At 68.7% G+C, this 23,948-nt stretch carries 19 protein-coding genes and 1 tRNA gene; 6 read left to right on the top strand and 14 right to left on the bottom strand.

The features are described 5' to 3' along the window. Positions 1–44 precede the first annotated feature (44 nt). Positions 45–2,789, top strand: a complete 2,745-nt coding sequence (locus ACFQZV_RS13025; protein ID WP_378754058.1) for a cation-translocating P-type ATPase — start codon at positions 45–47, stop codon at positions 2,787–2,789. Further along, positions 2,786–3,832, top strand: a complete 1,047-nt coding sequence (locus ACFQZV_RS13030) for an ATP-dependent DNA ligase (RefSeq protein ID WP_378754056.1) — start codon at positions 2,786–2,788, stop codon at positions 3,830–3,832. The genes ACFQZV_RS13025 and ACFQZV_RS13030 overlap by 4 nt, the downstream gene beginning before the upstream one ends. Before the next feature lie 84 nt (positions 3,833–3,916). Here the strand turns inward: ACFQZV_RS13030 and ACFQZV_RS13035 are convergent, their stop codons facing one another. The 5 genes from ACFQZV_RS13035 to ACFQZV_RS13055 form a co-directional block, all read right to left on the bottom strand. After that, positions 3,917–5,467, bottom strand: coding sequence for an FAD-dependent oxidoreductase (locus tag ACFQZV_RS13035; RefSeq protein WP_378783344.1), 1,551 nt, complete (start codon positions 5,465–5,467; stop codon positions 3,917–3,919). Between the two features lie 74 nt (positions 5,468–5,541). Continuing rightward, positions 5,542–5,982, bottom strand: a complete 441-nt coding sequence (locus ACFQZV_RS13040) for a nitroreductase family deazaflavin-dependent oxidoreductase (protein ID WP_378754052.1) — start codon at positions 5,980–5,982, stop codon at positions 5,542–5,544. A 6-nt stretch (positions 5,983–5,988) separates the two neighbouring features. Then, the gene (gene ligD / locus ACFQZV_RS13045) at positions 5,989–7,023 is read right to left on the bottom strand and encodes a non-homologous end-joining DNA ligase (protein ID WP_378754050.1); all 1,035 of its coding nucleotides are present in this window, start codon (positions 7,021–7,023) and stop codon (positions 5,989–5,991) included. A gap of 80 nt (positions 7,024–7,103) precedes the next feature. Beyond that, complete coding sequence (locus ACFQZV_RS13050; protein ID WP_378754048.1) at positions 7,104–8,147, bottom strand: SseB family protein; 1,044 nt, start codon at positions 8,145–8,147, stop codon at positions 7,104–7,106. Between the two features lie 34 nt (positions 8,148–8,181). After that, a complete protein-coding gene (locus ACFQZV_RS13055; protein WP_378754046.1) occupies positions 8,182–10,614 on the bottom strand; it encodes an ATP-dependent helicase in 2,433 nt (810 codons plus the stop codon). An 87-nt stretch (positions 10,615–10,701) separates the two neighbouring features. On the opposite strand from ACFQZV_RS13055, the gene ACFQZV_RS13060 reads away from it, so the two are divergent. Beyond that, entirely contained in the window at positions 10,702–11,094 is a 393-nt protein-coding gene (locus ACFQZV_RS13060) for a YccF domain-containing protein (protein WP_378754044.1), read from the top strand. Between the two features lie 24 nt (positions 11,095–11,118). Here the strand turns inward: ACFQZV_RS13060 and ACFQZV_RS13065 are convergent, their stop codons facing one another. Genes ACFQZV_RS13065 through ACFQZV_RS13085 form a run of 5 tightly spaced genes read right to left on the bottom strand, consistent with a single transcriptional unit; the run spans position 11,119 to position 18,265 of the window. Next, positions 11,119–12,171, bottom strand: coding sequence for a peptidase C39 family protein (locus ACFQZV_RS13065; RefSeq protein WP_378783345.1), 1,053 nt, complete (start codon positions 12,169–12,171; stop codon positions 11,119–11,121). A 1-nt stretch (position 12,172) separates the two neighbouring features. Next, the gene (locus tag ACFQZV_RS13070; protein ID WP_378752438.1) at positions 12,173–13,771 is read right to left on the bottom strand and encodes a dipeptide ABC transporter ATP-binding protein; all 1,599 of its coding nucleotides are present in this window, start codon (positions 13,769–13,771) and stop codon (positions 12,173–12,175) included. Then, positions 13,768–14,628, bottom strand: coding sequence for an ABC transporter permease (locus ACFQZV_RS13075; RefSeq protein ID WP_378752436.1), 861 nt, complete (start codon positions 14,626–14,628; stop codon positions 13,768–13,770). The genes ACFQZV_RS13070 and ACFQZV_RS13075 overlap by 4 nt, the downstream gene beginning before the upstream one ends. Next, positions 14,625–15,623: an ABC transporter permease gene (locus ACFQZV_RS13080; protein ID WP_378752434.1), complete on the bottom strand. Its 999-nt coding sequence runs from the start codon at positions 15,621–15,623 to the stop codon at positions 14,625–14,627. Before ACFQZV_RS13080 ends, ACFQZV_RS13075 begins: the two co-directional genes overlap by 4 nt. Further along, positions 15,620–18,265, bottom strand: coding sequence for an ABC transporter substrate-binding protein (locus tag ACFQZV_RS13085; RefSeq protein ID WP_378752432.1), 2,646 nt, complete (start codon positions 18,263–18,265; stop codon positions 15,620–15,622). The genes ACFQZV_RS13080 and ACFQZV_RS13085 overlap by 4 nt, the downstream gene beginning before the upstream one ends. Before the next feature lie 69 nt (positions 18,266–18,334). On the opposite strand from ACFQZV_RS13085, the gene ACFQZV_RS13090 reads away from it, so the two are divergent. Beyond that, positions 18,335–19,042, top strand: coding sequence for a DUF1684 domain-containing protein (locus ACFQZV_RS13090; protein WP_378752430.1), 708 nt, complete (start codon positions 18,335–18,337; stop codon positions 19,040–19,042). A 43-nt stretch (positions 19,043–19,085) separates the two neighbouring features. On the opposite strand, the gene ACFQZV_RS13095 is transcribed toward ACFQZV_RS13090, so the two are convergent. The 3 genes from ACFQZV_RS13095 to ACFQZV_RS13105 form a co-directional block, all read right to left on the bottom strand. Beyond that, positions 19,086–20,015 carry a hypothetical protein gene (locus ACFQZV_RS13095; RefSeq protein WP_378752428.1) on the bottom strand — a complete coding sequence of 310 codons (930 nt, stop codon included), beginning with the start codon at positions 20,013–20,015 and terminating at the stop codon, positions 19,086–19,088. A 163-nt stretch (positions 20,016–20,178) separates the two neighbouring features. Continuing rightward, entirely contained in the window at positions 20,179–20,958 is a 780-nt protein-coding gene (locus ACFQZV_RS13100) for an ABC transporter permease (RefSeq protein ID WP_378752426.1), read from the bottom strand. Next, positions 20,955–21,983 (bottom strand): ATP-binding cassette domain-containing protein, encoded by a 1,029-nt coding sequence (locus ACFQZV_RS13105; RefSeq protein ID WP_378752424.1) that lies wholly within the window; start codon positions 21,981–21,983, stop codon positions 20,955–20,957. The genes ACFQZV_RS13100 and ACFQZV_RS13105 overlap by 4 nt, the downstream gene beginning before the upstream one ends. Before the next feature lie 62 nt (positions 21,984–22,045). On the opposite strand from ACFQZV_RS13105, the gene ACFQZV_RS13110 reads away from it, so the two are divergent. Both ACFQZV_RS13110 and ACFQZV_RS13115 read left to right on the top strand, forming a co-directional pair. Continuing rightward, a complete protein-coding gene (locus ACFQZV_RS13110) occupies positions 22,046–23,023 on the top strand; it encodes a helix-turn-helix transcriptional regulator (RefSeq protein WP_378752422.1) in 978 nt (325 codons plus the stop codon). 51 nt (positions 23,024–23,074) lie between these two features. Continuing rightward, positions 23,075–23,147: transfer RNA gene (locus ACFQZV_RS13115), tRNA-Met, on the top strand. Positions 23,148–23,188: 41 nt separating this feature from the next. Here the strand turns inward: ACFQZV_RS13115 and ACFQZV_RS13120 are convergent. Further along, positions 23,189–23,731, bottom strand: a complete 543-nt coding sequence (locus tag ACFQZV_RS13120) for a hypothetical protein (protein WP_378752421.1) — start codon at positions 23,729–23,731, stop codon at positions 23,189–23,191. Positions 23,732–23,948: the final 217 nt, after the last annotated feature.

Raw genomic sequence — 23,948 nt, forward strand, 5'->3', positions numbered from 1 at the left:
GACGCGTCCCGCAATAGTCTGGGCGCGACGACAGGGAGTGACGCGTGACTGCACAAGCGACATCGTCCGACGCAGAAACCACCGAAGAGACCGCGTGGTGGTCGCTCGATCCCGACGACGTGGCCACACGCCTCCATACCGACGTCGACCAGGGCCTGACCGCCTCCGATGCGTCCGCGCGGCTCGCGACATCCGGTCCCAACGCGCTCGTCAGTGCGCCCCAGCCGAGCGCCGTGCGGATCGCTCTCACCCAGCTGACGGAACTCATGACGCTGATGCTCGTCGCGGTCGCGGTGGTGTCGCTCCTCATCGGGCAGGTGTCGACGGCGATCATCGTGGGGCTGCTCGTGGCGTTCAACGTCGTCCAGGGCACGCGGCAGGAACTCAAAGCCCGTCGCAGCGTCGATGCCCTCGCGAAACTGCAGACACCACAGGCGCGCGTGGTCCGCGACGGTCGCATCGAACTCCTCGACGCCACCGGACTCGTTCCCGGCGACGTCGTCGACCTCGAAGCCGGCGACCTCGTGCCCGCCGACGGGCGCATCATCCGGTCGGCGACACTCGAGACGCAGGAATCCGCGCTGACGGGCGAGTCGCTGCCCATCGAGAAGGGCCGATCGGCGAACGACACCGATACCGCGCTCGCCGATCGCACGTCGATGCTCTTCCAGAACACCTCGGTGACGCGCGGCACCGCCCGCATGATCGTCGTCGAGACAGGCATGCGCACCGAGGTCGGGCGCATTGCGGCGCTGCTGTCGGCCGTCAAGAACGTCCGTTCGCCTCTGCAGCGTGAACTGGACGGCCTCACCCGCGTGATCGGCATCGTCGCGTGGGTCGCGGTCGCCGTGATCATCCTGATCGGCGCTCTGCGCGGAGAAGACATCAGCGCGCTGCTGTTCCTCGGCACCGCGGTGGCGATCTCCGCCATCCCGACGGGTCTGCCGACGTTCGTCCAAAGTCTGCTGTCGTGGGGCGCCACACGCCTCGCACGCGAAAAGGCGATCGTTGCGAGCCTGGCGGATGTCGAGACGCTCGGTGCCACAAGCGCGATCTGCTCCGACAAGACCGGAACGCTGACCCTCAACGAGATGACGGTGCGCACCGCCTGGCTCGCCGGGGTGCAGTATCGGGTCACCGGGGGCGGCTATTCGTTCGACGGCAAGGTGCTGCAAGCGGCAGGCGAGCCACTCGAAGCCGCCCGTGTCGGTCTCGCCGTGTCGCTCCCCAACGACGCCACCGTATCCGCCGAGGGCGAGGTGGTCGGCGATCCCACCGAGGCTGCGCTGATCGTGCTCGCCGCCAAGCTCGGAGTGGACGCCGACGCCACCCGGCGTGCGAATCCGCGCATCGCCGAGGTTCCCTTCGACTCCGAGTACAAGTTCATGGCCACCTTCCACCGGCTGACGTGGGACGGTGAAGAGCGCATCGTGCAGTTCGTCAAGGGTGCGCCCGATGTCATCGTCGGGCGCTGTGCGCGGCGCTACACCGTCGACGGCGAGACCGTCGCGATCGACGCGGACGAGGTCACCGAGGTGCTCGAGTCGATGAGCAGTCAGGGTCTGCGCACGCTCGCGATCGGTGCGCGCTTCCTCGACGCCGCCGACGAGCAGTCGATTCTCGCCGACCCGATGTCGTTCGTGACCGACCTCGATCTCATCGGCGTCGTCGGCATCGTCGATCCGTTGCGCCCCTCGTCGAAGGTCGCCGTCGAGGTGGCCCAGCGCGCCGGCATCGAGGTGCGGATGATCACCGGGGACCACGCGGTGACCGCCGGGGCGATCGGCAAGGAACTCGGCCTCGGCGGCGGCGCCATCAGCGGCGCGCAGCTGCACGCCATCGATGACGACGAGTTGAGCCGCGACCTGCCCGACCTCCACGTCTTCGGCCGCGTCACCCCGCAGGACAAGCTGCGGCTCGTGCGCCTCCTCCAGGGGCAGGGCGAGATCGTCGCGATGACCGGCGACGCGGTCAACGACGCGGCAGCCATCAAGCAGGCCGATGTCGGCGTCGCGATGGGGTCGGGGTCCGAGGTCACCAAGCAGGCCGCCAAGCTCGTCCTCACCGACGACAATTTCTCGACGCTGGTGCGGGCGGTCGAACTCGGACGCACCGTGTACGACAAGATCACCTCGTACCTGCGCTTTCAGATGTCGCAGCTCGTGTCGCTGCTGCTGCTGTTCCTCGCCGCATCCGCGTTCGCCGTCGCCGACGGTGTGGCTCTGTTTCCCGGCATGGTGCTGTTCCTCAACTTCTTCGTCACCCTCTTCGCGGTCTTCGCGATCGCGGCGGATGCCGCACCTCCCGGGATCATGGATCGCGCGCCGCGCGATCCGAAGCTCGGCGTCGCGAACCTCGGGGCGTTGGCCGAATGGGGGCTCTACGGAGCGGCGATCTTCGTCGCGTCGTGGGTTCCCCTGGTGTGGGGACCGGACGAGCCGAGCCCGACCGAACCGTCCCATGCGATGACGATGGCGTACGTGGTCGTGGGCCTCGGGACCGTGGTCAGCGCCGTGCTCATGCGCCGGTCCCCCGAAACAGGACTGACCGCGCCGATCGCCGCGGTCGCGAAACTGCTCGTGTGGCCGGTGATCATCATCGTTTTGTCCACCGAGCTCGGCTTCCTCCGCAACATGATCGGCGCCACCTCGCTGACAGGCCGGGAGTGGCTCATCTGCCTCGGATTGCTCGTGTTCATCACGGCGTTCGTCGAGGGACACAAGTGGATCCTGCGCCGCGTCGAGACCCGCCGCTTTGCGGGTGCTGCCGTTTCGGGGCCCGCTGCGTGACCTACGACATCCCCGCACCGATGCTCGCCAAGGCGGTGCCCGCGATCCCCGATCCCGAGCGCACCCCCGGCGGGCTGAGCTTCGAGCCCAAATGGGACGGGTTCCGAGGCCTCATCGCGTGGGACGGCACATCGGTCGAGATCGGCTCCCGCGGAGCGAAGCCCCTGACGCGGTATTTTCCCGAGCTCGTCGACGCTTTCGCCCGGCTCCTTACCGAGCCGTGTCTCATCGACGGAGAGATCGTCGTGCCGCGCGAGATCGACGGCCGGCAACGCCTCGACTGGGAGTCGCTGTCGCAACGGATCCACCCCGCGGCATCCCGCGTCACGCTGCTGTCAGAGTCGACGCCCGCGATGTTCATCGCGTTCGACCTGCTCGCCCGCGGCGAGAGGAACCTGCAGACAGCCCCGTTCTCCACGCGGCGCGCGGAGCTCGTCGATCTGCTGGGTGGGCTTCCCCACCCGATCCACGTCACGCGAACAAGTGACGACCCTGCTGTCGCCGCGCGATGGTTGGCCGAGTTCGAGGGGGCAGGGCTCGACGGTGTGATCGCGAAGCCGCTCGCCCAGCCCTACGCCCCCAACAAGCGCGCGATGTTCAAGGTCAAGCACGCGCGAACCGCCGATGTCGTCGCCACCGGCTACCGCATCCACAAATCAGGGAGAGGCGTGGGGTCTCTCCTCGTCGGCCTGTATGCCGACGATGGCATGCTCTCCCCCGTCGGAGGCGTCGCGGCATGGAGCAATGCCCGACGGCTCGAACTCATCGACGAACTCGCCCCGCTCGTGGAGCGCGACGACGCCGGAGACGCCGTCACCGGCGAGGGGGAGAAGTCGCGCTTCTCCGACCCTGCACGCGACTCGACGTACGTTCGGCTGCGTCCGGAGCGTGTTCTTGAAGTGCGATACGACCAGCTCGAGGGACACCGTTTCCGCCACACGGTCCAGTTCGCGCGCTGGCGACCCGATCGCGACCCCCTCTCCTGCACGTATGACCAGCTCGAAACGGTCGCCGACTACGACGTGCGTGATGTGCTCGAGTGAACCTCAGCGCCGCGAGGTGACCCCGACGACGGGGTCCACGCCGGAGGGGCGCAGCGGCCCCGCGTTCTGATGCCTCCGATGGCGCTATACACGCTCGGCCGACTCGTCCTCGTGCGGCGTGCGCGGAAGCTCGGCGAGGTCACGCGACGCGGGCCCCTCGATGCGCGTGCCGTCCGGACGGAACCGGGAGGCGTGCAGCGGGCAATCCCACGTGCACTCGGCATCGTTCCACGACAGCACACCGCCCAGATGCGGGCAGACCGCGCTCACCGCGCGCGTCAGGCCTTCAACCGTCGAAACCCCGACGGGATGCCCGCCGCGGTGGGCGACGATGCCTTCCCCCTCGTCCGGGCGGGACACGGGCACCGCGGTGCGCTGTGAATCGACCCACCGTGAAGCGGCCTCCCACCCGACCCGCAGATTCTCGACCCCGCCGCGCCCGAGATCGGCCGGGACGGTGATGCGCCGCGCGATCGTCCTCATCCACTCGGGACGGTCCTTGAACGGCTCCCGACGGATCTCGGACGCAAGCCGCAGCGCCGCCGCCGGCCCGTTGCTGAGTCCCCACTTGCCGAAGCCCGTCGCGAAGCGCACCCTGCCGAGCGTCCGCGGCATGACACCGACGAACGGGATGAGGTCGTGCGACTCATAGTCCTGCGCGGACCAGCACGCTACGGTCTCGGCTTCGGGGTACCGGGCACGCGTCCAGGCGACGATCTCGGCCACATGCCGCTGCTCCGAGTCTCCTCGGCCGACGGGATGACCGTTGCCACCCACGATGAGGCGCGCCGAGCCCGAGGGCCCGTCCTGGTCGGTCACCGACCGGATCGAGCGTGTCGGGCCGTCGACCGACAAGAACAGCCCGTCGGGCACCTCGGCGTCGACGTCGAACGCCACGCAGTACGACCGGAGCCCTCGCGTCTTGGCGAAGTACAGGCCCCGATCGACGATCGGGGTGCCCGTCGCCAGCACGATGTCGTCGGCGGTCGCCGACCCCGCATCGGTCTCGATGACCGGCGACGGCACGACACCCACCCGCCGCACCCTCGTGTGGAGGTGGAGTGCGCCTCCGGCGTCCACGAAAGCACGGGCCAAAGCGATCGCCACCGCCTGCGGGTCGATCGCGACCTGATCATCCAACGCCACGGCGTCCACCGCGGGGAAGCCCCACGCATCCGGCACCGGCGAGAGCCTCCGCACCGGAAGCCCCGCCTCGAGCGCCGCGGCAGCCTCTTCGGCCACAGTGGCTGCGCCGTCCGGACCCTGCGCATACGAGTAGGCGATGCGGCGCGAGAACGGCACTCCGGCGTCCCGAGCGAACTCCGTGAGCCACTGGGCGCCGGCGCGGTTGGCCTCGACGTAGGCGCGGACGAGCGAAGCCGGATGGTGGCGGCGCAAGGTGGACAGGACGGCGCCCTGCAGGAGAGAGAGCTTTCCGGTGTTCGACCCGGTGGCCAGCTCTGCGACATCCCCCGCGTCCACGAGCGCGACGTCGCGTCCATCACGCGCGAGCATAAGGGCGGTCGTCAGGCCGGTGATGCCTGCGCCCACGACGATGACATCCCGACGCCGTCCGGCCTCGAAGGGGGAGCTCTCGAGGGGCGGCGCGGGCGTGAGCTTCCACAGTGACGTCATGTCACCAGTGAACGCCCTGGGGCCACCCGCGTCGACGGGCTTGACACACGCCCCGTCGCTCGCTCGAGGATGTCTCAGCGCGGCGGGGTGAAGCAGATCACCGGGATGCGCGTCGTGCCCAGCCGCTCCATGGCGGCGCTGAGCGTCTTCCACGCGCGCGGGTGCTGCTGCGCGTAGCGTGCCAGCACGGCGTCGCCGTCGTCGGCCGACAACAGCGTCACCTGAGCCGGCACGTGGCGGGCCCGCCCGGTGGACAGGCGAGCGATGCCGTTCGCCTTCAGGTTGCGGTACCACTGCGACCTCGTCCCCCATCCCGAAGCGACGTACAGGGTGTCGGGTCCGCGCTCGATCACCTCGACGACGACCTCTCGGCGTTGTCCCGAGACCCGGCCGACATGCTCGATCAGCACGAAGCGCGTCCCCAGCAGCGATCCCAGCCCCCACCGGTACAGCGTGATCGGCACACGCATGAGCCATTTCGCGCGCAGGAGATCTGCCATCGCACGGCCGGTCATCGTGAGTTACTCCTTCGGCCAGTTGTCGGGGTTGAGTCGGCTGGGCTGAACCCGTGGGGGTTCACCGGGCATCTTCGGAAAGTCGGGCGGGAACGGAAGCTCACCGAGGCCGTCATCGAGATCGCGCTGCCACCACTCGAGCAGGGTGTCGATGCGTCCCGGCGACGCAGAGAACTCCGCCCACGGGTCGCCGACCGTCGCCAATCGCTCGACGACGGTTCTCACCGTGAAGGCGGCGGGATCGGCATCCGCCAGTTCGTCCCACGCCAGCGGCGTCGATACCGTCGCCCCCGCGAGGGCGCGTGGACTGTACGCGCCCGCCATCGTCCGGTCACGATTGGCCTGGTTGAAATCGAGGAATACGCGCTGACCGCGCTCTTCTTTCCACCAATTCGTCGTGACCCGATCTGGCATGCGGCGCTCGAGTTCGCGGGAGGCCGCGATCACCGCGTGTCTCACGTCGAGGAATTCGTGCGTCGGCTCGATCGGGCAGAAGACGTGCAATCCGCGGTTGCCGCTCGTCTTGATCCAGGCGTCGAGTCCCGCCTCGGCGAGCACCTCACGCAGGGCCGGGGCCACCGCCGCTGCTTCGGTGAAACCCGTGCCGGGTTGGGGGTCGAGGTCGATGCGCAACTCGACGGGGTTGTCGGGGTCAGCCGCGAGTGAGGCCCACGGGTGGAAGACAACAGTGTTCATCTGGGCCGCCCACACGACCGCGGCCGCCTCGGTGAGCACGATCTGCGGATGCTGGCGCCCGCTGTTGTAGGTGACGGTGACGGTCTCGACGAAGTCCGGCGCGCCCTTGGGCGGATTCTTCGAGAAGAAGCTGTCTTCATCGACACCGCCCGGGAATCTCTCCAGGGACACGGGCCGGTCGCCGTTGGCGGCGAGGAACGGTTTCGCCACGGTGATGAAGTACTCCGCAAGCTCGCGCTTGGTGATGCCGGGCTCGGGCCACAAGACCCGGTTCGGGCTGGAGAGACCGACCTCGCGGTCACCGTCCGCGCCAGGGACCGTCAGTGTGATGCGCTCAGACGCCATGGGTCGACACTACGGCGGGTGCCCGACGCGCCGACAGTCCCCCGGTCGTTCCACCCACCTCCCGGGGGGTGTGGCTGTGGTCACTCCCCCAGCGCGAGGACCGGGGCGAGCTCGCCGCGCGAGAGCCGGATCCACGGGCCGCGCGGATCCACGAGGACGCCAGTAAGGCCTTCGTCGCCGGCCAGGGTGGCGGCGAGCTGAGCCGCCGTGATCGGCGCCGACCGGTCCTCTCGGCGCATCGCGGCGACTTCGAGCGGGTGCGAGAACACTTCGAGGTAGCGCGAGCCGTCCTCCGCCCGTCCCTGGGCGACGCCGAACGGCGAGTTCTCGTCGGCACGGTTGACGGCCACCCACATCGGCGCCCGGGTGAGCGCATCCACAACAGCGGCGGCGGTGGCTTCGGTCCGCGGGGCGGCGAGCACCGTCTTGATCGCGAGGTTCTCATCGGCGGATTGCAGCATCCGTTCGATCAGAGCCCGGGGGATGACGGCCCGCGCCGGCGCGGAGGCGGGATCGAGCACGAGCCCTTCGGTATCGCCGGCGAGGACGTGGCGCAGCACAGACATCGTCGACTGCGCGACCGCTGAGGTGTCGGCGTCACCGTCCGCACGCACACTCGCCGTCAGCGCCGCGCCGCTGGAGTAGGCCAGCGCGTACTTCTTGTCCCCCATCGTGGCCACCGCGAGCGGCAGCCCCTTGCCCTCGGCGATGAGCGCACGGGCATCGCCCTTGACCCGCAGGTACAGGTGCCCCTGCAGCAGCTGCCGTGCCAACTCGAGCAGGTCCTGCGGCTGCGGCTGGTCGGGCATCCGCTTCAGTGATTCACGCAGCAGGATGTTGTCGCGCAGGCCGGGCATCGTCTCGGCTGAGGCGGATACGGATTCCTCGCCGCGGACCGCGGGCGCTGGCGGCGCGGCCGCCGGCTTCTCCGCGGATCCGGCGGCTCCGAGACCCCGGTACGACGACATCGAAATGCCGACGGATGCCGCGGGATCGGCCGTCGCATCGGGCTCGGCGACGTCGGCCGACGCGCCGTCCGCGGATGCGGCATCCGTCACCTCATCGCGGTCGGGGCGCGACGGTTCGTCGTCGGAGTTCTTCGGGCGACGCGAGAAGAGTGCCATCCTCCGAGCCTAACGGGGCGAGTCGAGCGACCCCTCAGAGCTTTTGGATGGGTGCCACCTTGATGAGGAGCTTCTTCGCCCCGGCGGAGTCGAACTTCACGTGCGCAACGCGCTTGGCGCCTTCACCGGTCACCATGTCGACCCGCCCCTCACCGAAGTCATCGTGTCGGATGCGGTCACCTGCGGTGAGTTCGAGGTCACCGTTGTCGCGCACACGGGCGGTGACACGGTTCGCGAAGCGGTCGAGGTTCTTCGGTTCGCGGCGTGCCAGAGGAACGAGGTCGTCGCCGTACCGGCCGCCTCCGGTCGAGCCGGGGCGCCGCGCGCCGACCGCGCGTTGCGCGCGACCGCGCGAGTTGACATCACCCGGCGATTGGCGCCAATCGATGAGATCGGCCGGGATCTCCTGCAGGAATCGGCTGGGCATCGCGACGGTCACCTCGCCGAACTGGGCGCGCGTCATCGCGAGCGAGAGGTACAGCCGCTTGCGCGCCCGCGTCACGCCGACGTAGAAGAGACGGCGCTCTTCCTGAGGACCGCCGGGTTCGCCCGCCGAGATCCGGTGCGGGATCAGGTCTTCTTCGACGCCGGTGACGAAGACCGCGTCGTATTCAAGCCCCTTCGCTGTGTGCATCGTCATGAGTGAAACCGTGCCGGCTTCATCGTCGAGATCGTCGGCATCGGCGACGAGTGCGACCTCTCCGAGAAAGTCGATGAGCGTGCCCTCGGGGTTGTTGCGTGCGAACTCGCGGGTCACTGCAACGAGCTCGTCGAGGTTCTCGACCCGCGCTTCGTCTTGCGGGTCGCGGCTCGCGCGCAGGGCGTCGAGGTAGCCGCTCTGCGAGAGCAGCAGCTGCAGTCCCTCGGCGACCGCGGTGGCCGGCGCCAGCTCGCCCGACGCCGGCAGCATGAGTTCGGAGGCTTCGGCGAGAACCGCGTCGAGCCGGGCGATCGCGGCTTGGATCTTCGGCCCGACGCCGAGGGCCGACGCGTTGGCCAGCGCATCGCGGAACGTGATGCCCTCGTTGGCGGCGTATCGTGCGATCGCGGTTGCGGTGACGTCACCGATGCCGCGCCGGGGCTTGTTCAGGATGCGGCGGACCGCCATCTCGTCGGCGGGGTTCGCGACGGCGATGAGGTACGCGAGTGCGTCCTTGATCTCTGCACGCTCGTAGAATTTCGTGCCGCCCATGATCTTGTAAGGCAAAGCCGCGCGGATGAAGATCTCCTCGAGCGCCCGCGACTGCGAGTTGGTGCGGTAGAACACCGCCATCTGCGAGTAGTCGACACCTGCCTTGCGCAGCGCTTCGACCTCGTCGGCGACGAACTGCGCTTCGTCATGCTGCGAGTACCCGGTGAAGCCGACGATCTTCTCGCCCGCGCCGACGTCGGTCCACAGCTTCTTGTCCTTGCGGTCGAAGTTGTTGCTGATGACGGCGTTCGCGGCGGTGAGGATGTTCTGCGTCGAGCGGTAGTTCTGCTCGAGCAGCACCACCTTCGCCCCGGGGAAGTCGCGCTCGAATTCGCTGATGTTGCGGATGTCGGCGCCACGGAAAGCGTAGATGGACTGGTCGGAGTCGCCGACGACCGTGAGGGATGCCGCATCCTCCGCCGCGGCCGACGGTGCATCGAAGATCATCATGCCGTTCGACTCGAACCCCGAGCCGCCCTCGCCGACGGGGCGAGTCAGTTCATGGATGAGTGCGTACTGTGCGTGGTTGGTGTCCTGGTACTCGTCGACGAGGATGTGCCGGAATCGCCGCCGGTAAATGTCGGCGACGTGCGGGAAGGCCCGGAAGAGGTAGACGACCTGGCCGATGAGGTCGTCGAAGTCGAAGGCGTTGGCGCGCTGGAGTTCGCGCTGATAGTCCGAGAACAGTTCGACGAAGATGCGCTCGGCCGGATCACTCATGTTCGCCGACCGCGCATAGGACTCTGCATCGGCCAGTTCGTTCTTGAGCTTGGAGATGCGACTCTGCACGGCCGCAGGGGTGAGGCCGAACGCATCGGCTTCGTGTTCTTTCACGAGGCGTTTGATGAGCGCGCGGGAGTCGCCCGAATCGTAGATCGTGAACGCCTTCGTGAAACCGAACTGCTCGGCCTCGCGCCGCAGGATGCGCACGCACGCCGAGTGGAAGGTCGAGATCCACATGCCCTGCGCGCGGTCGCCGATGAGCTGGCCGACGCGCTCGCGCATCTCGCCGGCCGCCTTGTTCGTGAACGTGATCGCGAGGATCTGACTGGGCCATGCCTCCCGCCCACGCAAGAGCGAAGCGATCCGCCGGGTGAGCACGCTGGTCTTGCCCGACCCCGCGCCGGCGACGATGAGCAGAGCCTGCCCGCGATAGGTCACCGCCTCGCGCTGCTGCGGATTGAGCCCGGCGAGGAGGTCTTCGTCAGGACGGATGCCGGAGCCCTCCGGGCCCCGGTCACCGCCGACGATGAGGGGTGAAGAGGCGTCTGACATGGCTCGTCGATTCTACGTGCGCCCGCCGACATGCGACCCGGGCGGCACCGTCAGGCGGATGTCAGGGGCACAGAGCACAATGGGGGTGTGCGCGTGATCCTCAACATCATCTGGCTTGTTTTCGCCGGCTTCTGGCTCGCCGTCGGCTATCTCGTCGCGGGCCTGCTTCTGTGCATCCCGATCATCACGATCCCGTGGGCGATCGCCTCGTTCCGCACGGCGAACTTCGTGTTCTGGCCGTTCGGGCGCACGATCGTCGCACGGCCGACCGCGGGGGTCGGCTCGTTCCTCGGCAACGTGCTGTGGGTGGTGCTCGCCGGATGGTGGCTCGCGCTCGGTCACATCGTGTCGGGAATCGCGTTGTGCATCACGATCATCGGCATCCCCATGGCGATCGCCGATTTCAAGATGGTGCCGATCTCGTTGATGCCCCTCGGCAAAGAGATCGTCTCCACACGCGGCGGCGCATTCGCGCGCTGACGCTTCGACCCGGGCGTCGCCCGCTCAGCGCACGTCGATGAAGATCACACCGCGATAGCCTGTTTCACCCCACCGCACGAGACGGTCGAGGTCGGCGGGAGGCACCGGCAACTCGTGGGTGTCGACCCACGTCTCCCCCGCGTCGACGTTGATCCAGGGGTCTTCGATCACGACGCAATCGCCGACGACGGCGTGGGCGGTCACCCAGTGGGGGCCGACCTCGCCGTGCATGGGCGCTTCATCGATCAGCAGCAGTGCACGCTCACCCGCGGCGACGCGGCGCACGATCTCTTCGACCTCGACGCGATCGCGCCGCACGGGCACTCCCCGCTCCCCGGCCTGCCGCAGGGAGTCCTGCTGCAGCTCTGCCCGGAAGTCGTAGTCGAAACCGGTGAAGTCTTCGAGCAGAGCCGGCCCGGCAAGGTCGAGCGCGACCTCGACGACAGCCGCAGAGACCGCGTCGTTCAGCGCGACGGCGAGGCCCACGGGCTCGCACGCGGGGTAGTTGCTGGCGTTGCGCCACAGGGCGAGTTCGCGATCACGGTCGTCGGCACTGCCGGTGAATCCGTCGATGTGGCGCTCGGTGGCGATGAGACCTGCGACGGCGCCACACGTGAAGAGGGTCGTCTGTGCGTAATACCCGGGCTCGTCGTGGTCGGATGTTTCGAGCCACCGCACGGCCCCGCGCGTCGACTCGGTCCCCACCGCGGCCCACGGTGCGCGCAGCGGCGCGAAACCGTGCGCGTGCGCGAGCTCGTCGTCGGCATCCTGCCACTTCACCGCCACGTCGCCCCGTTCGCGCGCCGTCTCGACGACGCCGGCGAGCAGGGCGTCGGCGGCCGCGGCATCCCGCCACCACAGGTCGACGATCTTCGTGGCCGCCGTCGCCGGGCGCGCGCTCGTCAGCACGGCGGCGATCACGGCGCCGTCGGCGTCGCGGGCGGCCGTGGCGATCGGGCGGTAGCCCTCGCGCGGCGTCCGCCACCGAGCGACCCGCTCCGCGCCGGCTCCGGCACGCTCGATCTCGGCGGCAAGCGCGGCGGGTGTCTCGTCGGTGACGAGGAGGGATGCGGGCATGTCAGTCCTCTCGGGCCACGGGTTGCGTGGCGGCTTCGGTGTCGCGCTTCGCTGCGGCGACGAGCATGGCGGTGTATTCGTGGGTCGGGGCGGTGAGCACCTGCGCGCAGTCGCCGGACTCGACGACCCGGCCGTCCCACAGCACCGTGACGGTGTCGGCGAGCAACCGCACGACCGCAAGATCGTGTGAGATGAACAGGATCGCGATGCCGAGCTCGTCGCGCAGTCGCAACAGGAGTTCCAGGATCTGCGCCTGGACCGATACGTCCAGGGCCGACACCGACTCGTCGCAGATCAGCAGTCGCGGTTCCGGCGCGAGGGCACGGGCGATGGCGACGCGCTGCCGCTGGCCTCCCGAGAGTTCCGCAGGACGCTTGCTCGCGAATTCGGCAGGAAGCCCGACGAGCTCGAGCAGCACCGAGACGTCACTCTTCGGGCGACGGGCGACCCCGAGCGCCTCGCGCAGAATCGCGCCGATCGTCATCATCGGATTGAGCGACGAGTACGGGTCCTGAAACACGATCTGCATTTGATCCGGCGTGCGCGAGCGTCGACCGGGTTCGAGCGGGACCCCCTCGAACGAGATGAGTCCGGCGTCTTCGGTTTCGAGGCCCGCGATGCACCGCGCGAACGTCGACTTGCCCGACCCCGATTCGCCGACGACTCCGCAGATCTCGCCGGGGCGGATCTGCAGCGCGACCTCGTCGAGCACGAGACGCTCACCGAACCGCTTGACGATCCCCGATGCCCGCACGAGGGGGGCCACGCGATCGTCGACCGAGGGCCCCGCGTGTGCCGCGGCGCGCGCGGGGTCGGCTTCGAGCAGGGCTCGCGTGTACGGATGCTGGGGGTCCGACAGCACCGCTGCGGTGGTGCCGCGTTCGACCACCTCACCCGCGCGCATCACGAGCACGTCGTCGGTGCGACCGCGTACGAGGCTGAGGTCGTGGGAGATGAGCACCACGCACAGGTCTCGCGACGCCTGCACGGCCCGGAGCAGGTCGAGGATCTCGGCCTGATTCGACGCGTCCAGGGCCGTGGTCGGCTCGTCGGCGATCAGCAGTGCCGGGTCGGCGGCGAGAGCCGCCGCGATCGCGACCCGCTGCCGCATCCCGCCGGAGAGCTGATGGGGGTAGGCCCGCGCGACGCGTGCGGGAAGCTTCACCTCGGCCAGGCGCGCCTCGACCTGCGAGGTGCGCTCCGCACCGGAGAGGCGTGTGCCCGCGGCGGCTTCGAGGGTCCACGCGATCTGATCGCCGCATCGGTGGACGGGCGACAGGCTCGTGAACGGGTCCTGCAGAAGTAGTGTCACCGCCCTCCCCCGCGCCGAGCGCCACGCCTGCTGGGCGCTGCCGAGCGGAATCGAGCGTCCGTCGATCGTGACCGTCCCCTCCGCGCGGAACCCGCGCGGCAGGAGACCGACGAGCGATTTGGCCGTGAGCGTCTTGCCCGATCCCGATTCACCGATGATCGCGAGCGTGGCGCCCGGTTCGATGACGGCGTCCAGGGGCTGCACCATCGGTCCGTCATGGCCGATCACCGTCAGCCCATCGATCGTCACCGGGTGTTTCGATGCTGAAGTCACCGCTGCAGAGGTCATAGCGCCTTCCCCACTTGCGACATCCGCTGCCCCACCCAGTCACCGACGAGGTTGACCGATGCCGCGACCAGAATGATGAGAAGCGCGGGCACGACGACCGCGAGCGGATTGTCGAACATGATCGCGCGATTGTCGGTGAGCTGCCGCCCCCAATCGGCGATACCCGGAGGTACGCCGACGCCGAGGAACGACAGCGACGAGAACGCCACGAGCGCGAACGCGACGTTGAGCATCATGTTGGTGAGCACGAGCGTCGACACGTTCGGCAGGATGTGGCGGAACATCACGCGCCACCGCGAGAGCGACAGCATCCGCGCCGCCTCGATGTACGGGCGCGCCGACTGCTCCAGTACACCCGCGCGCACGATACGGATGTCCGACGGCGAGAACAGCAAGATGAGCAGCGCCACGGTGACCCAATACCCTCCGCCGAGCACACCCGAGACGACGATCGCTGCAAGCAGCACCGGCAACGCCAGGAGGAGGTCGGTCCACCGGCTGATCACCATGTCGAGCCACCCGCGCTCGTATCCCGCGAGCGTTCCGAGGACGACCCCGAGCACCATGGAGCCGATCGCGACGATCACCGGTCCGACGAGGGCGGACGCGGCCCCCGCGATGGTCATCGCCCACACGTCACGGCCGAGTTCGTCGGTGCCGAGCGGGTAGCCGGGCGTGCCGGGGGGCAGCAGCCCCGAGAGGATGTCCTGGCGCATCGCGTCGGGATACAGCCACCCGCCGAACAGCACGGCGATGAGCGCGAGCGCGAGGATCACGAAGGCGAGGGCGACGACCACCGGCGGGCGGCGACGACGGCGACGACGCGGGGTGGTCATGAGTTGGACCGCGGCGGTCATGCCACACGCCCCCCACTGCGGCGGATCCGCGGGTCGAGCATCAGATAGGCGAGGTCGGCGAGCAGCGCGATCACGGCGATGACGACGGCGACCAAGAGTGTGAGCGACTGCACCACGGCGATGTCTTTGAAGAGCACCGAGTCCTGCAGCAGCGTGCCGAGGCCGGGCAGAGCATAGGTCGTCTCGGCGAGCACGGTGCCGCCGACGAGGAAAGTGAGCACCAGGCTGGCACCGGTGACGATCGGGATGGCCGCGTTGCGCAGCGCGATGCGACGCACCTGCGATTCTCGGATGCCGCGGGCACGCGCGGAGGTGACGTAGTCGGTCTCGAGTTCCCGCAGCATCGCGGTGCGGGTGAGCTTGACGATGATCGCTCCGAGACCGAGGGCCAGCGTGACCGCGGGGAGGATGAGATGCCACAGCGTGTCCAGACCGCCGTCGCCTGCTCCGTAGACCGGGAAGATCCGCAGATAGTAGGCGAAGACGTACAGCAGCAGCAGTCCGATCGCGAACGTCGGGGCGCTGAGCCCGACGACGGCGAGGACGTTGCCGGTGCGATCGGTCCAACCACCGGCGCGGACGGCACTGTGCACACCGAGGGGGATGGCCACGACGAGGGCGATGATGAAGGCGAGTCCGCACAGCAGCATCGTGATGCCCACGCGTGAGGCGATCGCATCCGCCACCGGCACCTGCAGTCGGATCGACTGCCCGAGGTCACCCGTGACGAAGGCACCCAACCACTTGAGGTACTGCATCCACGCGGGGTCGTCGAGGTTGTACTGCTCTCGGATCGCGGCGACCGCCTCGGGTGAGGTGGGTCGGTTTCCGAGCAGGTTCTTCACGATGTCGCCGGGTGCGAGGTACATGAGCGAGAAGATCAGCACCGAGAGCACCAGGAGGACGGCGAGTGCGCCGAGCACGCGCACCGCGAGCAGGCCCCCGAGGGAGCGTGCCCGCGATGCGCGTACGCGAAGCGCGGTGGTCTGCGTCACTGGCCTGCGCGATACAGCTGCGTGGGCCACGACGAGATGAAGGCGAACGAGCTGTAGTCGTTCATGCCGAGGTCGTTCGCGAACGCGGTCGCGGACTGGCCCCACCACAGCGGCACGTTGACGACGTCCTGTGCCTGCAGCGTCTCGGCTTCGACGATCAGGTCGATGCGGGCGGACGGGTCCGACTCGGCGCCGGCACGTGAGAGCAGATCCATCGCCTCGGGATTGTCGTACGCGGCGGGGTTGCCCGCGCCGAGCAGGTAGCTCGGCACCTCGGCGGGGTCGCCGAGGGTCGAGAAGTACCACATGAGATTCACCCCGTAGTCCGACGAGGCGTCCAGGCTTGCCAGCCACTCCTCGATCGGGACCTCGCGCACGTTGAGCGTGATGCCGATTTCGGCGAGGTTCTGCGCGAGTGCCTGTGCGGCGGTGCCGAGCTGCGGCCCGGTGTTCGGCGTGAGCAGTTCGGCTTCGAATCCGTCCGGCACGCTCGATGCGTCGAGGGCGGCCTGGGCCGCGTCGAGGTCGTACTCCCACTGCGGGATCGAGGCGAGCATCTCGCGCGCCTCATCGGCGTCGTAGACGCTGCCGAGCGACTCGGGGGTCATGATGGCAGTGGCCGCCTCGCCGTGCCCGCGCAGCAGGCGCTCGACATACGCGTCGCGGTCAACGGCGTGAGCGAACGCCTCCCGCACCTTCGGGTCGTCGAACGGCGCGATGCTGGTGTTGAAGTAGAGGCCGACGTACGAGAGGTCGTTGACGTAGTCCACACGCATCGTGTCCAGTCCTTCCCACTGCGCCGACTGGGCGAGCGGGACGTTGAAGGCCACGTCTACCTCGCCGGACTGGGCGGCCAGGAGGCGGGTGGATTCGTCGGGCACGAACTCGACCGTGATCTCCTCGACCTTGGGGGTCTCCCCCCACCACGTGTCGACGCGTTCGAAGGTGACGTGCGAGTCAGGCGAGAACTCCGTGACCTTGTACGGTCCCGAACCGACGAGGAGCGTGTCGGGTGTGCCGATGCGTCCGTCGTTGGCCTCCCAGTTCTCCTGCGAGGTGATGAACGCGGCGCCGCCGGTGCTCATGTTCGCCGCGAACGCGGCATCAGGTTCGGTGAGGGTGATCGTCACTTCGGAGTCGCCGGTCTTCTCGATGGTGTCGACGTTGGTGAGGTAGTAGACCAGTCCGGGCGAGGCGGTTTCGTCGCGTGCCATCTCGAGGCTGTAGACGACATCGTCGGCGGTCACCGGCGTGCCGTCGTGGAACACGGCGTCGTCGCGGATCTCGTAGACGTAGGTCACATCGTCGGTCTGCTCCCACGACGATGCGAGGCCCGGCTGCAGCGCACCCTGCGCGTCGATCGAGACGAGACCTTCCTGCGCGATCGCGGCGATGTAGTAGTTGAGGATGCCGGATTCCTGTCCGACATAGAGACTCGAGAGCGAACCGGGCATCGCCACGGTGATGTGGTCGATCTCGGATCCGGAGTCAGGGCCGACAGAGGCTTGCGGGGCGGGGCTGGAGCACGCGGCGAGCAGCATCGCGCTCGCGGCGGCGACGGCGCCCGCCTGCACCAGGCGGGTCGGGGACGGGAGGGGCATGGCGGAACTCTCCTCTGAGATGGGTGCAGCGATCGGGAATCGGGAGCGGTGGCCGGCGCTGCGCCGACGCACCTCGACGATCGCCTCGATCTCGGCCGGGGTCGGTCGATGCGCGGCGAGGAAGCGCAGCGCGGTGGCGACTGCGGGAATGGAGGACGCCTCGATGAGGGTCGTCGCCGTCGTGCGGCGGGTGAAGGCCGGGGTGAGCCCGAAGGCCCGGACGCCGGGTGGGAGCGTGCACCCGGCGAGGTCACTCTCGGCGATGAATGCCGTGCCGACGCCGTGGATGGCGAGTTCGAGTGCGGCGTCGGGTCGGCTGACGGCGGTGTCGCGTTCGTGCACGGCGCGCTCGACGGATGCCGCGACCGCGTCGCTCGCCGTTCCGATGCCGACGAGCCAAGGCTGGTCGGCGACGTCGCGGGGGTCGATGCGGCCAGCCTCGGGCTCGATGTTCGCGGAGGTCACGGCGACGATCTCTTCGGCGAAGAGGAACTGCGACCGCACGCCGTCGCGTCGGGGAATCGAGCGTCGTCCGCCCGAGGGCGCGTCACTGGTCGTGAGCGCGATCTCGGCACGCCCGCTGAAGACGTGCTCGATGGCGTCGGCGGCGTCGAGGGTCTCGAGGTACGCGGTCTCGACGCCGTCGATCTCGGCGACGACGCGTGCCATGACCGGGGCGACGACATGGGCGACCGTGCCGATGGGTGCCGCGAATCGCACGGTGCCCGCTCGACGCCCGAGCATCTGGGCGAGATCGGTGGCCGCGGCGGTGAGAGTCGCGTCGATGCGCGGCGCGTGACGCGCCAGGAGGGCGCCGATCGGAGTCAGACGGGCTGAGCGCGACGTCCTGTTGACGAGTGTCGCCCCCAACCGGGCCTCGAGTCGTTGCACGTGCTGGGTGATCGTCGGCTGGCTGAAACCGAGCGCGCGAGCGGCCGCGCTGATCGATCCCTCGTGGTCGATGGCCACGAGAATGCGCATCGAATGCACGTCGAGCGAGCGCGTCAGCGCATCGATCTCGGTGTCGTCGACGTTAGCCATAGGGGGATGCTATTCATTCTCGTGTTTCAATGGGGTAACGATATGTTTCCCGGACGAATCGGAGCATCCATGCCGTACGCGACGCAGAACGACTGGAACGCGGCCCGCGACCAGGCGGTATGGTCCCGCCACGGAATCGCGAGCCTCGCACTCACGCAGTGGCTCGACGACGAGTTCCGCACCGCGCCGGGCCTTCCGGGGCGCTGGCGCACCGACGGGACATCGGCCATCGGCGATCTCGATGGACGCGACATCCGTCTCGCGGTCGGCGAAGAGGCGGCATCCGGCGACCTCCTCCTGCGCGGAATGCGCCGCGGCGACGCGGTCGCCGTCCGCGTACTCGACCCCGCGGCATCCGCACGTCGAGGCGTGTCATCCATCGTGCGTGCGCCGCACGATCCCGAGGCCCGGGTCACCGGCCACTTCGAGGCCGCTGCGCACTCGGCCACCTCCACCGCCGTCGACGGCCATCACGATGTCGCCGAGTTCGTCGGCGTGGTGTCGTTCCGATTCGGCGACGTCGATCTCTCCCTCGACGTCCAGTCCACGGAGCGCGGGCTGTTCGCGGCCTTCTCGGACGCGACCAGCGGCACCGACAGCTACCGCTTCCGCTTCCTGCAGCTCGATGCGCCCGCCGAGGACGGCACGGTGACGGTCGACCTCAACCGCGCATTCCTGCCGCCCTGTGCGTTCTCAGACCACTACCTCTGCGTCTTCCCGCCGGCGGGCAACCGCTGGAACACGCCCGTGCGGGTGGGAGAGCTCCTCGCCGTGTGACCCCGCCGACCGACCTCCGGCGGTTCGCCCTCTCGCGGCGTGCTCAGCGCACGCGAGGCGAGACGCGCACAAGGACCAGTCCCACGATCACCAGCGCGATGCCCAATCCGACGGCATACCAGGGAGCCGCACCCGGCAGGTCGAGGGCATCCATGACACCGAACGCGCGGGCCAACACCCACGACAGCAGTCCGACCTCGTCGACCCCGCCACCCACCACGCGATCCACCCCGATCGCGGCGACGATCGTGGCCGGCAGCGCCAATCCCGCACCCATCGCCGCGATGACGACGCCCACCGCGCGCCGAGCGCCGAGATGGGCACCGACCGCCCAGCCCGCGGCGACGAAGACCCACACGAACAGCGTGAACGCGGCCGCGATGTAGACCACCCGCACGACGGGCGTCGCCCACAGCGCGGCGAGCGCGGCGGCGGGGTCGGCGAACGACATCACGACCAACGACAGGATGCAGCGGAGCACCACCGCTCCCCCGACCGCAGCCACGAACGGGTACGGCGACGCGCGCCCGATCAGCACGCGCGCGACCGCGAGGAACGCCGCCCACGCGACGAGCACGATCGCCAGATGAGTCCACGAGAGGAACGAGGTCTGGACCGCCCGTGTCGCGACGAGCAGACCCCCGGGCACGACCAGCAGGAGCACCCGGTCGAACGTCAGCATCCCGAGGGTCGACTCACGTGCCCGCCACGGCCTGGTGGAGGCGATCCAACTCGCGCGGGCGGCGGCAGCACCCGGGCGTCGCACGAGCCGCGTGCGGGCCGCGAGCATTCCGATCAGCACCCACGCGAGCGCGAGGGCCAGCAGCACCCGAGCCGCCCACGGCGTGGCGGCGGTCGATCCGGCGAATGCCTCACGCGCATCGCCCATCGCGACGGCCACACTCACCCCGACGATCGCGAGCCCCACAGCGACGACGACGGCCAGGATGCCCTGCCGTGTCGCCGTCGTCATGACCCGAGCATATTGCTCCGACGGTGTGCGCTTGGACCGAGTACTTTCCCGCGACCTGCGGAACTCCACGGATTCTGTCGCAGCAGTCCGCGCAGCGGGCCGTTCAGCCGTTGTCGACGCCGAATCCGTGGAGTTCCGCAGGTGCACCCCGGAGCGACGCGGGTCAGCTGCTGCGGCGCATCGCGCGGATGCCCACCGCCAGACCGACGACGGCCACGGCGAGAGCGGCAAGCCATCCCCACAAGACCGTCAGATCGGTGAAGGCTCCCGCGAAGAGGGCACGCTCGGCCTGGACGACCCAGTTGATGGGATTCACCGCGGCCACCGCCCGCATCCACGCCGGTCCGTCATCGAGGGGCAGGAGCATGCCCGAGAGGATGAGAAGCGGGAAGATGAGCGTCTGCTGCACACCCCAGAAGAGCCACTCGCGGTCCTTCGTCGCCAGCGCGAGCGAGTACGACAGTGAGCCGAGGCCGACTCCGAAGACGGCGAGAAGGGCGAGTCCGGCGACGAGACCGGGCAGGTTCGGCGCAAATCCGAACGGCCAGGCGATGAGCACGATCGCGATCGCCTGGACGACGATCGGCGCGACCTCCTTGAGCGCACGACCGATGAGCAACGATGAGCGGCGCAACGGAGCGACCAGGGTGCGCTCATGAGATCCCGTCATCATCTCGTACTGCAGGTTGGAGCCCACCGCTCCGGTTCCGAACAGAACGATCATGACGAGCACCCCCGGCACGAACCACTGGAGCGTGTCGGCGACCGGTGCCCCCGACGCGCCGACCAGCAGAGGAGCGAACAGCCCCAAGAAGACCAACGGCTGCAACAGGCTGAAGATGAGGGTGAACGGGTCGCGCAGAACCGGTCGCAGTTCGCGCGTGAGGACGTGCCAGGTGTCGCGTGCGGGTCCGCCGCGGCGTACGGGTGCGGTCGTAGTCATCGTGTCGCTCCTGTCGGTTGGTGCTGATCCGCGTGGTCGGTGGGGCCCCCTTCACCGGCCTCACCCGCTCCTCGGAGGGTGCGCCCCGTGAGCGCCAAGAAGACATCGTCGAGCGTGGGCGGAACGCCGGTTGCCCGCACGACACGAAGACCCACGGCGTCCGCTCGCCTCACCGCTTCGGGCAGGAGTGCGTCGCCGTTGGGGGCCGACACGGAGAGCGTCGCACCCGAGCGCGTCACCTCACGATCGGTGATCTGACCGAGGACGGCGACCGCCGCCTCGGCATCGGTCTCGGTGGCGAACCCCAGGCTCACCACATCACCGGCGAGGTCGGCTTTCAGCCGCGCTGCCGTGTCATCGGCGATGACGACACCCCGATCCATCACCATGACTCGTTCCGCGTAGCGATCGGCTTCTTCGAGGTAGTGGGTCGTCAGGAACACCGTCGTGCCGTGCTGCTCCCGCAGGTGCAGGATGTGCTGCCACAGATTTGCACGGCTCTGCGGGTCGAGCCCGGTCGACGGCTCATCGAGGAACAACAGAGGCGGCGCGTGCATGAGTCCCAGGGCGATGTCGAGCCGGCGCTTCTGCCCTCCAGACAGCTGCTGCACGGCGCGGGCGGCGAACGGCGCGAGATCGAGCGACTGGATGAGTTCGTCGGCACGCACCCGGGTAGCCGTGGATGTCATGCCGTAGAACGCGCCCTGGCTGAGCAACTCGTCCCGCACGCGCTGGGCGAAACTGCCGCTCGTGAGCTGTCCGACGTAACCGATGCGGGCGCGCACGTCAGCGGGGTGGCGGCGAATGTCGTACCCGACGACTCGCGCGCTGCCCGACGAGGGTGGGATGAGCGTCGTCAACATGCGCAGACTCGTGGATTTTCCGGCGCCGTTCGGGCCGAGAAAGGCCACGAGCTCGCCGGCAGTGGCGTCGAAGGTGAGATCGGTGACGGCCTCGACCGTCTTTCCTTTTGCCGTGAAGCGCTTGGTCAGGCCCCGCGCCTCGATGATCGGTGGATTCGTCATGACGAGGACGATAGAACGCTCCGCGGTCTGATCCTGTCCGCAATTGCGAGCAGAATCGCCTCATGTCCGACACGACGACGCGCGCGCTCACGCTCCTGAATCTCCTGCAGACCCACCGGCATTGGGGAGGCGCCGAACTGGCGCAACGGCTGGGCGTGACCGAGCGAACCATACGACGCGATGTCGAGAGGCTCCGCGATCTGGGCTACCGCATCGAGTCGTCGGCGGGAATCACGGGTGGGTACCGCCTCGAAGCAGGCCGCGCCGTTCCCCCTCTCCTCCTCACCGACGATGAAGCGGTGGCGATGGCGATCGGACTGCGGATCGCGGCATCCCAGCGTCTCGTGGCGGGCGCGGAAACGACGATCACCGCGCTCGCGAAACTCGAGCAGGTGCTGCCTGCCGCGCTGCGGCGGCGCGTCGTCGCGCTCGCCGACTCGGTACAGCCCACGGGGCCCGACACCGGAGAGCCCGTCTCGACCGATGTGCTGGGCGACCTCGCGCTCGCCTGCCGTGACCACGAGCGCGTGCGCTTCAGCTATACCTCAGCCACCGGCCAGGTCACGAAGCGACGGGTCGAACCGCATGCGCTCGCCCCCGCGGATCGGCATTGGTATCTGCTGTGCCGTGACCTCGACAAAGACGACTGGCGCACGTTCCGCGTCGACCGGCTCACCGACGTGCAACACACGCGCGTGCTCTTCGAGCCGCATCCGCTCACATCCGACGAAATCGACGAGTTCATCCACGTCGCACGATCCTGGGTGCGTCAGCCCGTCGAAGCCGACGCTGTCATCGACATGCCGCTCGACGAGATGCGCGCGGCGTTCGGCCAGTGGTCGCAGGGCGCCACGGCCGAGGGCGCCGCCCGCACTCGCTGGCCGGTCGGCGGCGCCGACTTCCGCGAGACCATGTACGGCCTGTCATGGATTCCCGAAGGCGTCACCTACACCACGGACCTCGCCGAGCCCGCCCGCAGCGCCCTACGCGAATGTCTCGATCGGATGCTGCGCGCCCTCGACGACCGATCCGCTTCATAGATCGACATACACCCTGCGGATGTCGGCGCCGCCAGGTACGGTCGAAGACATCGCGGCGATCCGGGCGGTCCCGGGCACCGGCTCATATCCGAGTGCGTTGCGGGTTCGACTCCCGCCGTCGCGTCGAGGATGAGCGGTCGACTCCGGCCCATCCATTCAGAACGCTCAGCGACACGCCACAGTGTCAGCAGGTACTTCCAGGTCGAAATCGAGCATGATCCGCTCTTCGCCTGCAAGCGCATCGAACATCGTGGCGGAACCAAGCACGCTTGCGTCATCAGGCCCCCAGGTGACCCGCGCGTCACCGCGGCCACCATCCAGCGGATCACTGCCGAACACGCCTTCGGGGCCCGCCCATGAGACATGGTTTTGCGGAGCGCCGGCGAGCGTTTGGAGATAAACGTCGATTTGAACGCGCTCCCCGTCGTGTTCTCCGAAGCCTTGGAGTTCCAGTTCCCGCTCGATCATTTCGTCGTCGAGCGGCTCGCAACGCCGGAGTTCGGTGATCGAATACGTGGTGGCCTCATTCACCCGGACGGCGCCGCGCGATTCGACAGGCTCGTCATCCTCGGGCGCGTTCCCTTCTGTGCTGACGGGCGGCTCCTGATCGACCTCAGACGGGCCGGCGACATCGGCATCAGATGCGCAGCCGGCCAGGAGCAGTGTCGCGGTGGCGAGGCCCGCCAGCCTCAGGTGAAACGTCGTCATACTTCTCCTTGATTCGAAGCGCGAGATGATTCTGCGTGGTCAAAGGCTCCGCGTCGACGCGGCCACACTCGCTTGACTCCGGAGAGTCGGCGAACATGAATCTCGCGGGCGGCCGGGGCCACACGTATCCTCAACGCTAGGCTTGACACCAGAGCGGAGCCATAGTGAGAAGTTGACTAGTCAGGCGAATATGGCTGTGCAGGCATTGAAGGCGTGG

This window comes from Microbacterium koreense, from assembly GCF_042677105.1.
Classification (GTDB): domain Bacteria; phylum Actinomycetota; class Actinomycetes; order Actinomycetales; family Microbacteriaceae; genus Microbacterium; species Microbacterium koreense.